Raw genomic sequence first — 13,696 nt, 5'->3', positions numbered from 1 at the left:
TAATTAATAGGAGTCTGTTATGGGAAAAGTACTTGCGGTTTGTATCAGTGAGAAGAAAGGAACACAGAAGAAGAATGTTGGGTCTGCAGTTTTTGTGGAGGACTGGGGGCTTGAGGGGGATGCTCATGCCGGAAAGTGGCACCGGCAGGTGAGTCTTCTTTCCGGTGAAAAGATCGATGCGTTTCGTGCGAAGGGCGCAGAGGTCGAGGATGGTGCTTTTGGTGAGAATCTGGTTGTGGAAGGGATTGATTTCGCAAAGCTTCCGGTTGGCACCAGATTTCGCTGTGGTGAGGTTGTGCTGGAGCTGACTCAGATCGGAAAGGAGTGCCACAATGGCTGTGCCATTTTTCAGAAGATGGGTGAGTGCATCATGCCCCGGGAAGGTGTGTTTACAAGAGTGCTGAAAGGTGGAAAAGTTTCCGTCGGTGACGAGATGACTGTGGATAAAGCTATGATTTTTGATACCCATGCACATTACGATGATGAAGCTTTTGATGAGGATCGTTCTGACATGCTGGATGGCATGCAGGAGAATGGGATCGGGCATATTGTGGATGTGTGTGCTTCTGTGGGACATTTTGACCGGGTTTATGATCTGGTTGGGAAGTATCCTTTTGTTTATGGCGCAGTGGGTGTTCATCCGGATGATGCGGATAAGGTGGATGCAGCTGTGCTGGATGAGATCCGCAGATATTGCGACATGGAAAAAACGGTAGCCGTAGGCGAGATCGGCCTGGATTATTACTGGCATAAGGAGAAGGAGGAGCATCTTCTCCAGCAGAAGGTATTCCGCCAGCAGATGGACATCGCCCGTGAGAAAAAGCTCCCATTTATGATCCACAGCCGTGACGCAGCAGAGGATACGCTGAATATTGTGAAAGAATATATGCAGGATGGGATGTACGGCGGAGTTATCCATTGCTTTTCCTATAGTAAGGAAATTGCAAGAGAGTATCTGAATATGGGACTTTACCTGGGAATCGGTGGAGTGGTTACTTTTAAGAATTCCCGGAAGCTGAAAGAGGTGGCAGAGTATGCGCCGCTGAATCAGATCCTGCTTGAAACCGACTGCCCCTACATGGCACCTGTGCCGAACCGTGGAAAAAGAAACAGCTCCCTGTATCTGCCGGAGGTTGTGAAGACCATTGCGGAGATTAAGGGAATCAGCTGCGAGGAGGTTGTGGCTGTGACGGAGAGTAATGCGATGAAGGTGTTGGGGTTGATATGATATAGAAATGAGAAAAACCAGTTGGCCTGAAATTTTTGTTTCGGGTTGGCTGGTTTTTTCTTTGATCCAAAATGGGGCTATTAAAGGAAATCATAAATCAATAATTAATGATCCAAGTTTACATTCCAAAATGGCTTGTATTTTTTTATATTATAAATGATATATAGGTAGAATTAAATATATATATGTGATTTTTTTCACTATTAGTACATTATTTATATATTGAAATCCATTGGAACATTAATTATTTTTATATTGACTTTGTATAGAATATGTAGTATTTTGAAAAAAGAAACCTATCGTTAATTATTCAAATACAGAGGGGAGGAACAAGATGAATGAATTAAAATTGGAATTTCAGCTGGAGACAACGGAAATTCCGGCAGAACTGGACAAGGTTTTGGTAAGCTTTCTGAAAGCAACAATAGAGAATTATTCTCCGGCACTTTTTGAAAAGCTTTATAATAAAAATTCGTCCATACTAAAAAAATATACCTGGGCAACATGCCTGCCTGGGGCAAGATTTACACAGGAAAAAATATTACTTAACCAGAAGCGATTTACTATGACATTTTCAGATGCAGACATAGGGGAACTGATTGAATTTTATAATGCATTTATACTTATGAAATATAAGACATATTCTATGAATCAGAACTCTATGCGATTGATGGCAGTAAAGATACGAAACATTCCAGAAATACAGGATACAGAACTTATTATAAAAATGAGGAGTGCACTTATTGTTCGTAAGCATGATTCTATAAATAATAGTGATAAGTATTACACATGTAAAGATCTGGAATTTGGAGAAATGGTGAAGGAAAATCTGAGGATTTTTCTTGAAAAATTGAATTTGGAAATGGATATTAGTGATTTTTCAATAACCCCATTGAAAGGGAAAAAAGTGGTAACAAGGACATGGGGTCGCTTAGTAGATGGAAGTATCGGGATATATAAGATAACAGGAAATTTAGAACTATTGAATTTTCTGCGTGCGGCAGGATTGGGAACAAGAAGATCGATTGGAAAAGGGATGTGGGAAGTCATATATTAGGAGGTAAATTATCATGGAAAAATATGTGATTACTCTTGGTGATTTCCTGAAGAATGCCGGAATTGTGGGATTTCATTACATGCTTGAAACAGCAGGGGCGAGAGAAAATATTGATTTTGGTCATTCCGAGGATGATCAGGCATTGTGGGTCAGCATGGATTTTGCACAGAATGCTGACTGGACGGATATGTATTTTAAAGCCTTTATCAGGTATTTTGGACCATTCAGCACGTATCAGGGAATTAAGGATAAAATTCAAATATGTATTGAAAAAATAGAAGCTGAAAATTGGAATCCGGGAAAACAGGAAAAAGATGATTTAAAATTTATCAATGACAAGCTGCAGTCAAACAGCTATCAGGCTGGTTTTGCAAATATTCAAAAGAAAATTGAAAATCCGGAAATTTATGAGAAATTAAAAAAGAATAAACTTAGTGATAAACTGTCAGCAGAAGAACTGAAAAACAGATTAGAAGAACTTCTGGATTTTATAAATCAGCCGGAATGCAGCGAAACTTTTGCAATGAAAAGTATCATATATACTTATATAAATCGGTTCTGGAATGGAAAATGTTTTCTTTTACGTCCTAATGCAAAAAAAGATATGCGAGAGGTGTTTGAAAAAGATTTTTCCGAACCATTTCGAAAGTATCTGAGTGCGGATCATAAGAAGGCAAAAGATCTCTGTATTGATTGTGGTGATCCAATAGGACCGAAAGAAAAGGTTTCAATAGCATTTATGAATGAAGTTGGAGATGATTTTACAAGAAAACGATCTGCGTTTTGGAATTGTAAAGTAGATGCTTTTCTTTGTCCAGGTTGTGCTTTTATATATGCGCTCAGTCCTCTGGGATTCCGGTTGTATGCAAACAAATTTGTTTTTGTAAATATAAATGATAGCATTAGTACTTTGTTATATGCAAATCATAAAAAAGGAAGAATAGATGAAGAAGGAGAAAAAACTGAAAATAAAAAATATTCTCAGTGGTTTGCAGAGACAATCAATATTTTACTGAAAGAGAAACAGAAGGAATTATCAAATGTCCAAGTAATCTTACGTGGAGTAAGTGCAGATGACAGATATGTATTGAGCATTATTCACAGAAGAATAATAGAAATTATCCGGGAACCAAGAATATCTGATGCATTAACTGCTTTAGCCAAAGCTCCGGTTACGAAAGTTAGAGATAATTTTGTAAATATACATGAAACAGTGGTTATGAATCTTTTACAACATCGGGAACAGTATCAGTTATTAAATTGTCTACTTAAAGAAAATATAAAAGAAGAATCGAAGAATTTTTATATTTTCTGGGTATATGAGGTGCAACTTTGGACGGAACTTGTAGTAGTATATTCTTCGGATAGAGATAAAAGAAGGGAGATTTCTATGAGCTGTGGAGCTATGAAAAAAAGTGGAGCGGATTTGAGAAAAGCAATTATGACTGCAAAGGGTATGACTTCCAGTGAAGGCTTGAGGGGTATTGAATATCAGTTATTAAATGCTTTAGCTGTAAGAAACGTAAATAAATTTATGGATGTTGTAATGCGTTTGTACAGTGCGTATGGTTCCAAGAGGAATGAAGATGGACATGAACTTTTGATACCAACTGGATTTGTTCAGATGTTAAATGATAAACAGAAATTTACAGAATATGGATATGCGTTTGTAATGGGATTAGTAGGATCTTACGAGCCTAAGAAGGAGGAAGCATGATTATGAAAAGAGAAGGTTTAACATTTACAGTAATTTTTCTGGCAGAAAGTGCGAATTATGGGGAAGGAATTGGAAATATTTCATCATTGAAAAAAATGACCAGAGGAAACTATGAAGAGTATTCTTATATTTCCAGGCAGGCACTGAGATACAACATGGTACAGCAGGCAAAATGGGATACAACGCCTGTAGATGGAAAAAGTGGAGTAGTACAGTTTGCTCCCTCTGCAACAATTGAAGATTACCCGGAGATTGATCTGTTTGGATATATGAAAACAACATCCAAAGGAGAAGACCAGAATGGTGGAGCTTCTACAAGAAGTGCAGTTGCCAGACTCAGTAATGCTATTGCGCTGGAACCATTTCAGGGAAATCTTGAATTTTTGACAAATATGGGGCTTGCTTTGAGAGGAAATCTGCCGAATGGAATTGCTCAGAGTGAGATACATCGTTCTTATTATTCTTACACTATGTCTATAGATCTGGACAGAGTTGGTGTAGATGGTGAAATTAATATTGCAGAAGAGGATAAAGCGGAAAGAGTGAAAGTTCTCCTGGATTCTGTTCATTATTTGTACAGAGATATTAAAGGAAGAAGAGAAAATCTCAGTCCATTATTTATAATTGGAGGTAGATACAGCAGAAAAAATCCATTTTTTGAGAACAGAGTAAAAGTAGATGAGAATAAGATCAATGTAAGTACACTGCAGGAATTACTTGAGGATGATAATATCAGAAATTATACGTATGCAGGTGTTACAGCGGGTATTTTTGATAATGAAGATAAATTAAAAGATGTATTAAAAGCAGAATCAGTAGGTGCAGTATTTAATCATCTGAAAGAGGAAGTGGAGCAGTATTATGGAGAGGGCAATCAGGATTAAATGTTTCCAGAATCTTGTAAATTATAGAAAACCCGGTAGCTTTATTATTAAAGAGACATTTCCTCTTCCGCCATATTCTACAGTTCTTGGGATGATCCATGCAGCTTGTGGTTATACAGAATTTCATCCAATGAAACTCTGCATACAAGGAACAAACAGTGGGACGGTATCAGAACTTTATACAAGATATTCATTTTCAGCAGGTACGAAATATGAAGAAGGACGACATCAGATCTGTGTTGAAGATGGAGAAAAATATGGAATTTTCAGAGGAATTGCCAATGTTGAACTGGTCTGTGACAATGATATGGTGATACATGTAATTCCAGAAGAGGAAGATTTTGAGAAAGTATATAATTCACTGAAATATCCGCCAAGATATTTATCACTTGGACGATATGAAGATCTGCTGGATATTGAGCGGGTGGATATTGTGAATATTCATCAGGAAGATGAAGTGGCAATAAAGAGAGATATGTATATACCGGTGAGTTACGGAAGTGAGTTGGGGGCCAGACGCGGAACAATATATAATCTTACAAAAGAATATGAAATTACAAAACAGGGGTTGCGCCGCTGGAAAAAAGAAAATGGAAGAGTAAAGGCTTATTATTGTTCTGAAGGAGTAGTAATAGACGAAGGAGCGTATGTGGATGATTTTGAGAAAGATGCAGCGCTGATATTTTGCTGATTAACAAATAAGAAAGTTATCAGCAATGAGATTGGTTTGGAAATGCGGTGGATTATGGATAGGTTTACAAGGAGGCAGGACAAATATCCTGCCTCCGGAAGGAGAAAGCTATGGAGTATTATGCAAAATCCAGACAAAAGATCTTGACTCAGGGAGAGATAGATAAAGTCAAAAATGAACTGGAAGATCTTATAATGAATCTTGAAGGTGAATTTACAGAAACAGATCTTAAAATTATCAGAAATAATATATCCCATTTGCAGGATACAGAAGAAGAGGAACAGAAAACGTTAAATGAACATCAGAATGACATTGTAAAATGTGCAGAGTTGTTTTTTGAGGAATATGGCGAATATTTTACAGAAAAAGAAAAATGTTTGGTTATAGAAGCTTGTAGAATGCATGATTGGGGAAAAGCGAATCTGATCTTTCAGGGGTTAGTAAATTCAGCTCAGGTTAAAGAACAATATTCTGATATAGAACGGATTACACAGATTCCGCATGGATTTTTAAGCGCAGTTACCATATCAAGAAATGAATTCAAAAAATTATCGGAATTGTTTTCAGAAGCAGATTTCAGACCATTTATTACAGCGGTATATCATCATCACGATAGAGAAGACATTTATGAGGGAGCTGAAATCCAGGAATATGCAGCAAAATACTATGCAGAACAGATAAGCAAATATTTAAAAAAGGATATCAAAAAATTATATTGTAGTAACCAGAATAAATTGTTGTATCGCAATAATTCTTATGCCTGTGAAACTCCAATTGAACCTAAGATGTGGGAAGAGTATCTTTTGATCAAGGGCTTGCTTAATAAATTTGATTACACAGTAAGTGCAGGGTATGAGAGGGCAGAAATTGCGCCAGATTTGCGAGAGAAAAAACTGAAAAAAATTATAGAAGTTTATCTTCAGAATAAAGAATTGCGGCCTGCACAGAAATTTATGATGGAACACAGAAATGAAAATTTGGTTGTTGTAGCACCTACAGGTTCTGGTAAAACAGAAGCAGCATTGTTATGGCTTAATGGAGAAAAAGGATTTTATACTCTTCCATTGAAGGTATCTTCTAATGCGATTTATTCTCGTATTAAAAATAATTATTCTTATGAGAATGTTGCGTTGTTACATTCTGACAGTATGGCAATGTACTTAAAAGAGTATAAAGAAAATGATTTAGACATTAATGAAAAATATGATCGTGCAAGAATGCTTGCACAGCCATTAACCGTTTGTACGGTTGATCAGCTTTTTAAATTTGTTTATAAAGCATTAGGAACAGAAATTTTTGCAGCAACTTTGAAGTATTCTAAATTAATTTTGGATGAAATTCAATCATATGAACCGGCAGTTATTGCGATTATTATATATGGATTAAAGACAATCCAGGAAATGGGAGGGCGTTTTGCAATTATCACGGCAACATTTCCGCCAGTTCTTAAGCATTTTATGGAAGAAAATGGTTTGATAGAAAATAAACAGTATATTTTTAAGGATTTTACAGGAGAAGAATACTTAACAAATCAGGTTGTGCGACATAAGATTCGGATTAGAAAATCAGAAATGGATATTGATGAAATATTAGAGCAGGGCAGAAATAAAAAGATTTTGGTTATCTGTAATACAGTTTCCCGAGCACAAAAGATTTATAAAGAAATGCAGGAAAAATCAGAAAATGTTTATTTGTTGCATTCGCGTTATATAAGAAAAGACAGAGCTTTTCTGGAAAAACAGATTATGGATTTTGCGGAATCAGAAGAAGCTGGCATATGGATAACAACGCAGATTGTGGAAGCGAGTCTGGATATAGATTTTGATGTACTTCATACGGAGATGTGTACAGCAGATAGTCTTTTACAGAGAATGGGGCGTTGTAACAGAAAAGGAAGATATTTTCCGGAAGAAGCAAATGTTATCATATATGATAATAGAAATGGCGTTGGAAAAAATGGCATTTATGATTCGGTTATGTATGATCGTTCGCTTAAATTGCTTGCTCAGTATGAAAATTTAGAGTTTGTAGAAAGCATGAAAACGATATATATGAATCAGGTTTATGATTCAGACGAAATAAAGGGAACAGGCTATTATGAAGAAATTGAGAAATGTCTGAACAAACTTTCGGAGATTCATCCTGTAGATTATAAACTGAAGGATGCTGAAATAAGGAAAATCAATAGTGTAACAGTTGTACCGGAAGAGATTTATCAAGAAAAAATGGATTTATTTGAATGTGGAACAGATTTTCTGAGAAAATCCAATGTGAGTAAAGAAACTAAAAGTCTTATAAGATCTAAGTTGGAGGATATGACATTAAATTTAAGTATTTACAGGAATAAATATCCGGAAAATGTAGATAGAGTTTCTGTTGGTTTTAAAAATTGCAAAAAAGTTACAGATATTCATCGTACAGAATATAAATATGAATTTGATCCTAAAACAGGAAAAGGTCAGGGATTGTTGACATCTGAGATTCTTGAGCAGTGTGGATATTTTATGTAGGAGAAAATGTGTGGATGAGAGAATCACTGGTGTGATGATTTATTATTATTTCGTCTGTAAGCGGAAATTATGGTATTTTTGTCATGATATTCGGATGGAAACGGAGAATGAAGATGTAATGCTTGGTAAGATTCTGGATGAGAGCAGTTATAAGAAAAAGGATAAACATGTAAATATCGATGATATTATAAATATTGATTTTATTAGTGAGCATAAGGAACTGCATGAGATTAAGAAGAGTAAGGCGGTGGAAGATGCTGGAATCAGGCAGGTGAAGTATTATCTTTATTATTTGCAGAAACGAGGGGTGAGTGGACTTAAAGGGAAGATTGATTATCCGTTGCTGAAGAAGTCGATAATTGTTGAAGTGTCGGAAAAAGATGTGGAAATTCTGGAACGGATTATTACTGAGATTACAAATATTAAACATCAGGAGATTATGTCGGTTTCTGGTAATAGTAAATTATGCAAAAAATGTGCTTATTATGATTTATGTACTATATAAACTTTGGATTTGTATCGGGGGAAAAGCATGAAGCAAAGTTTTTACGTTTATAATAACGGGGATTTGAAACGGAAAGATAATACGCTTCAGTTTACAAATTATGATGGTGAAAAGAGGGATATTCCTATTGAGCGGATTTCAGATATTTATGTTATGTCTGAGATGTCGTTTAATACGAAGTTTATTGATTACATATCTCAGTATGGGATTCCGATGCATTTTTTCAATTATTATAATTTTTATATGGGAAGTTATTATCCGAGAGAAAGTCTGCTAGCGGGCCAGCTGTTGGTGAAGCAGGTCAACTATTATACAGATTATGAGAAAAGGCTGGTTCTTGCAAGAAAATTTATAGAGGCGGCAGCAGATAGTATTTATCGGAATCTTCGGTATTATAATGGTCGGGGAAAAGATGTGTCGGAATATCTCAGAGATGTGGATTCTCTTCGTAAACAGCTAAGTAGTGTGACAACGATTGAAGAACTGATGGGAATTGAGGGGAACATCAGGAGAAGATATTATGCTGCGTGGAATGTGATTGTTAATCAGGAGATTCAGTTTGAAAAGCGTGTAATGCATCCACCAGATAACATGATCAATTCTTTGATTTCTTTTGTAAATACATTAATTTATACGAAAGTGCTTGGCGAGATTTATCATACACAGTTGAATCCTACGATCAGTTATCTGCATGAACCTGGAGCAAGACGATTTTCATTGAGTCTGGATATTGCGGAAGTGTTTAAACCATTGATTGGTGACAGATTGATTTTCTCGTTGTTGAATCGAAATCAGATTACAGAGGATAGTTTTACGAAGGAACTAAATTTTCTTCATTTGAAAAAAGATGCTTCTAAACTGATTGTATCTGAACTTGAAAAGAATCTTAAAAAGACTGTGATGCACAAGAATTTGGGAAGGCAGGTTTCTTATCAGTATTTACTTCGGTTGGAGTGCTATAAGTTGATAAAGCATCTGCTTGGTGAAAAAGAATATGAAGGGTTCAGAATATGGTGGTGAATTATGTATGTAGTTTTGGTTTATGATGTGAGTCAGCAGGAAAATGGTTCGAAGCGTTGGTCGAGGATTTTTAAGATTTGTAAAAGGTATTTAACGCATATCCAGAATTCTGTTTTTGAAGGTGAAATTTCTAAGGCTCAGTTGGCAAAGTTACAACAGGAACTTAAGTTCTGTATAGATAAAGAATTGGATTCTGTGATTATTTTTAAATCAAGGCAGGAAAAATGGTTGGATAAGGAATTCTGGGGACGGAAAGATGATGCAACCAGTTTTATTTTGTAATTGTCAACCTACGATACGGGAAAAATCCCGGGAGGTTGACAAAGCCTTTATTTATAAGGAAAATGGAAGTTTTATAGAGTGTTATAATATCTATTTTGTGTATAAAATAATTGTAAATGACAAGGTCGACAGAAAATGGTAAAATAAACGATGTATTATAGGCGAATGTGGAGCACGGGTATTAATAGAAACATTGTGGAATGTAAAGTCGGATATGGCAGAGTTGATGGCTGGTGAAGAAGCCGTATTAATAGAAACATTGTGGAATGTAAAGGTTGACAGCGACGGCAACTATACAGAGTTCCCTGAGTATTAATAGAAACATTGTGGAATGTAAAGTTGTATCCTGCGAAACTAATCCGCTTGAATCTTTAGTATTAATAGAAACATTGTGGAATGTAAAGTTGCAAGTGCGGCCGCCGCGAATGGCAGCATTGCGTATTAATAGAAACATTGTGGAATGTAAAGAGACATCCGCCCTCCCAGGACCATGGCGAAATGAGTATTAATAGAAACATTGTGGAATGTAAAGGTTTCAGCAACTTATCAATTTCTTTGAGTTCTGTCTGTATTAATAGAAACATTGTGGAATGTAAAGAAAAAGTATAATGAATAATCATAAAGCGTCTATCGTATTAATAGAAACATTGTGGAATGTAAAGAGAGGACAGGTTATTGCAACTCCTGTTGAGAACATCGTATTAATAGAAACATTGTGGAATGTAAAGTAGTTTCTCTCAGTGACTTCATGGATCCGTCTTCGGTATTAATAGAAACATTGTGGAATGTAAAGAAGAGAGACGTATACATCTGTATGGACGCATCACTGTATTAATAGAAACATTGTGGAATGTAAAGAAAGAAGAAGCTGCGCCGATCGAGTATACTGCTGGTATTAATAGAAACATTGTGGAATGTAAAGTCCTGTGTCCGGCGGTTTAATCCACGCGAGCAGTCGTATTAATAGAAACATTGTGGAATGTAAAGTTATTTGCTATACAAAAATCTTTGATCTTAGCTTTGTATTAATAGAAACATTGTGGAATGTAAAGAACTGTCCGTCAGCTTCTACGCCCAGCATTGCCTGGTATTAATAGAAACATTGTGGAATGTAAAGCTTGATGAGATTAATCGGTATTCTGCACAGGATACGTATTAATAGAAACATTGTGGAATGTAAAGTACGAAATCAGCATCGTATCTGTACCGGCAGACCCGGTATTAATAGAAACATTGTGGAATGTAAAGCTGGTATCCTCCCCTTTCGATGCTTTTAGCCGGGAGTATTAATAGAAACATTGTGGAATGTAAAGATATTTGTATGCGCCTTCCGGTCCGGCTACGGAATACGTATTAATAGAAACATTGTGGAATGTAAAGTGCAGATCAGTGGTGGTTTGAGATAGTTTAGTTTCGTATTAATAGAAACATTGTGGAATGTAAAGGAGGATGCGGATTCTTTAATGATTTACGACGCAGCGGTATTAATAGAAACATTGTGGAATGTAAAGGTGTATCAGTCAACAGCAGAATTCGGAAACCTGGTACGTATTAATAGAAACATTGTGGAATGTAAAGTGGCATCTGGTTACACAAAACTGGAATCAGACTCAGTATTAATAGAAACATTGTGGAATGTAAAGGCGTATGCAAATCGCATTTATAAGCGTTACGGTCTTGGTATTAATAGAAACATTGTGGAATGTAAAGAATTTACGAGCCCCGAGAAAACTGACCGAAGAGCAGAGTATTAATAGAAACATTGTGGAATGTAAAGCTGCTAAAAAAAGAAGGAGAAAAAATCCGGAAGATTGTATTAATAGAAACATTATGGAGTGTCAAAGATTAAGAACAATTTTTTACATAGGCATTCCCCCCCCTTAATGTTAACCCCACGTTAAATCTTCATTCAACCTTCGCAAAGTCCATTGTATTCCAATTTTTCCATCCCGATAATATACGCAGATAAAGCAGTTTCAGGAGTTGATGAGATCTGAATCTGAAGAAGCTGGCTGGCAGATCAGAGTTCGTGTAAGGGAAGAGAGATGGATAGCAGTATGGACAAAGTTCTGACGGTGATCGTACCTGTCTACAATATGGAAAAATATATCCGGTAGTGTCTGGAATCTCTGGTGATCGGGGAGGCGCTGGACCGGATCGAGGTGCTGGTGGTGTTGGATGGCTCCAAGGATGGTTCTGCGGAGATCGCGTATGAGTTTGTGGAGCAGTATCCGGATACCTTCCGGATCATTTATAAGGCGAATGGTGGTCATGGTTCAGCAATCAACACAGGTCTTATGATGGCGTCCGGTGAGTATGTGAAGATCCTGGACAGTGATGACTGGGTAGAAAGGGATGCTTTCTGCAGGCTGGTGGACTGCCTTGAAACGGAAGGGACGGAGCCTGCCAGACAGGCGGGGCGGAAGATCGATGAAAACTGCTACTACGTTGATGTAGAATTTGTCATGTATCCCATCACTGAGGTAGAGCCGAGTCTGTCAGGCACAGGAAGCATAAAACAGGGGATCCAGAAATCCCGGATCGTATTGTACAGCTTTTACAGCGATTTCAGCACTTTAACAAGCCGTGAATTATCCTCCGGCATCATAATACAGAATCGTACAAATTCCCCGTCCAGGCACTGGAAGGAAGAACAGTCACGGATCATCATGCCTTGTCTGATGCAGGCTTCAAATACGTCATAGGAGGTCAGTCCGTTTTTCAGGATCCGGAGCAGGATAAAGTTTGCATAGGCGGGATAGATTTTGTAGGTGTCTGTATCCCTCAGTTCTCGGATCATCCGGTCGCGTTCGGAAAGGATCAGATTTCTGGTTTCTTTAATATAATCTTCATCCTGCAGCATGATCTCTCCTGCAAAGGCACCAAGGCTGTTAAGTGACCATGGTGTCTGTTTTTCGCGCATTTTTGCAAGAAAGTCCATATTTCCGGTGATGCCGTAGCCCAGGCGCATTCCGGGAGCAGCAAAGAATTTGGATACGCCGCGGAGTACCATGAGATTGGTGAATTCCCGTGTCAGCGGAACTGCGGTGATGGCGTTGATATCCGGGGCAAATTCCACATAGGTTTCGTCGATCATCACGAAGATATTTTTTTCTGCACAGAAACCGATAAGTCTGCGAAGCTCTTCCTGGGTGATGGCAGAGGAGGTCGGATTGTTGGGGTTGCAGAGGATGAGAAAATCATAGCCCTGCTCCAGCTTTCGGCAGAGATCCGGAATGTCCGGCTCGAAATCATTGCTTTCCTGAAGGTGGTAGTATTCCTGGGTACTTCCGGAGAAAGAGAGCTCTCTGGAGTATTCAGAATAGGTAGGCCCAAGGATCAGAGTATGCTTCGGGGCACGCTCCTGGATCAGAAGGGAGATCAATTCGCTGGAGCCGTTTCCCGGAAGGATGAAATCAGCGGGAATATTGCAGTAGCTGGAAATCGTATTCCGAAGGGATGTGTATTCTCTGTCCGGGTAGGAGGAAAGGATATCCACGTGTTCTGCAATGGCTCTGCCGGCTTTTGGGGAAAGTCCCAGAGGATTGACATTTGCACCGAATTTGACGATGTTTTCTTTTTTCAGATTGTAGTAGCTGCAGATCTTTTCTATATCACTTCCGTGAAAAACGGGTTTGGTATCCATTTTTGTCACCTCACATTTTTGTTTTTTTCGTAAAAAATTTATATCCAGTATACACCAGAATCCGGGACAAAAAAAGACGGGATAAAAAGTTTCTGTATTTTTCTATATTTTTTGAACAGGATATTACTGAAAATTGCTTTCTAGAAATGTATGGGA

Annotated in this window: 10 protein-coding genes, 1 pseudogene and 1 CRISPR repeat array; of the genes and pseudogenes, 10 read left to right on the top strand and 1 reads right to left on the bottom strand. The window is 37.5% G+C overall.

What is annotated here, in order from left to right; all coding sequences use genetic code 11:
* Nucleotides 1-19: 19 nt before the first annotated feature.
* The 10 genes and pseudogenes from CCC17_RS15170 to CCC17_RS04255 form a co-directional block, all read left to right on the top strand.
* Nucleotides 20-1,228, top strand: a complete 1,209-nt coding sequence (locus CCC17_RS15170) for a TatD family hydrolase (protein WP_015526379.1) — start codon at nt 20-22, stop codon at nt 1,226-1,228.
* Between the two features lie 334 nt (nt 1,229-1,562).
* A complete protein-coding gene (gene cas6 / locus CCC17_RS04295) occupies nt 1,563-2,285 on the top strand; it encodes a CRISPR-associated endoribonuclease Cas6 (protein ID WP_178687412.1) in 723 nt (240 codons plus the stop codon).
* Between the two features lie 13 nt (nt 2,286-2,298).
* Complete coding sequence (gene cas8a1, locus CCC17_RS04290; protein ID WP_287082568.1) at nt 2,299-4,002, top strand: type I-B CRISPR-associated protein Cas8b1/Cst1; 1,704 nt, start codon at nt 2,299-2,301, stop codon at nt 4,000-4,002.
* A 2-nt stretch (nt 4,003-4,004) separates the two neighbouring features.
* Nucleotides 4,005-4,886: a type I-B CRISPR-associated protein Cas7/Cst2/DevR gene (cas7i, locus tag CCC17_RS04285; protein WP_287082567.1), complete on the top strand. Its 882-nt coding sequence runs from the start codon at nt 4,005-4,007 to the stop codon at nt 4,884-4,886.
* Nucleotides 4,864-5,577: a CRISPR-associated protein Cas5 gene (gene cas5 / locus CCC17_RS04280; protein ID WP_114002709.1), complete on the top strand. Its 714-nt coding sequence runs from the start codon at nt 4,864-4,866 to the stop codon at nt 5,575-5,577. Before cas7i ends, cas5 begins: the two co-directional genes overlap by 23 nt.
* A 110-nt stretch (nt 5,578-5,687) precedes the next feature.
* Nucleotides 5,688-8,087 (top strand): CRISPR-associated helicase Cas3', encoded by a 2,400-nt coding sequence (gene cas3 / locus CCC17_RS04275; RefSeq protein ID WP_287082566.1) that lies wholly within the window; start codon nt 5,688-5,690, stop codon nt 8,085-8,087.
* Nucleotides 8,088-8,097: 10 nt separating this feature from the next.
* Nucleotides 8,098-8,592, top strand: coding sequence for a CRISPR-associated protein Cas4 (locus tag CCC17_RS04270; protein WP_287082565.1), 495 nt, complete (start codon nt 8,098-8,100; stop codon nt 8,590-8,592).
* A 27-nt stretch (nt 8,593-8,619) separates the two neighbouring features.
* Nucleotides 8,620-9,612 (top strand): type I-B CRISPR-associated endonuclease Cas1b, encoded by a 993-nt coding sequence (cas1b, locus tag CCC17_RS04265; protein WP_015526370.1) that lies wholly within the window; start codon nt 8,620-8,622, stop codon nt 9,610-9,612.
* Nucleotides 9,613-9,615: 3 nt separating this feature from the next.
* A complete protein-coding gene (cas2, locus tag CCC17_RS04260; protein ID WP_015526369.1) occupies nt 9,616-9,894 on the top strand; it encodes a CRISPR-associated endonuclease Cas2 in 279 nt (92 codons plus the stop codon).
* 178 nt (nt 9,895-10,072) lie between these two features.
* A CRISPR array of direct repeats spans nt 10,073-11,737; the repeat unit is 30 nt; unit sequence GTATTAATAGAAACATTGTGGAATGTAAAG.
* A gap of 289 nt (nt 11,738-12,026) precedes the next feature.
* Nucleotides 12,027-12,281 (top strand): annotated as a pseudogene (locus CCC17_RS04255) (glycosyltransferase family A protein); the annotation flags it as partial.
* Between the two features lie 170 nt (nt 12,282-12,451).
* On the opposite strand, the gene CCC17_RS04250 reads toward CCC17_RS04255, so the two are convergent.
* Nucleotides 12,452-13,540 (bottom strand): pyridoxal phosphate-dependent aminotransferase, encoded by a 1,089-nt coding sequence (locus tag CCC17_RS04250; protein WP_015526367.1) that lies wholly within the window; start codon nt 13,538-13,540, stop codon nt 12,452-12,454.
* Between the last annotated feature and the right edge of the window lie 156 nt (nt 13,541-13,696).

The sequence above is a fragment of the Blautia sp. LMAG:36 genome (assembly GCF_008680535.1).
GTDB classification, from domain to species: Bacteria; Bacillota; Clostridia; order Lachnospirales; family Lachnospiraceae; genus Blautia_A; species Blautia_A fusiformis.
This window is presented reverse-complemented; position numbering and strand designations above follow the sequence as displayed.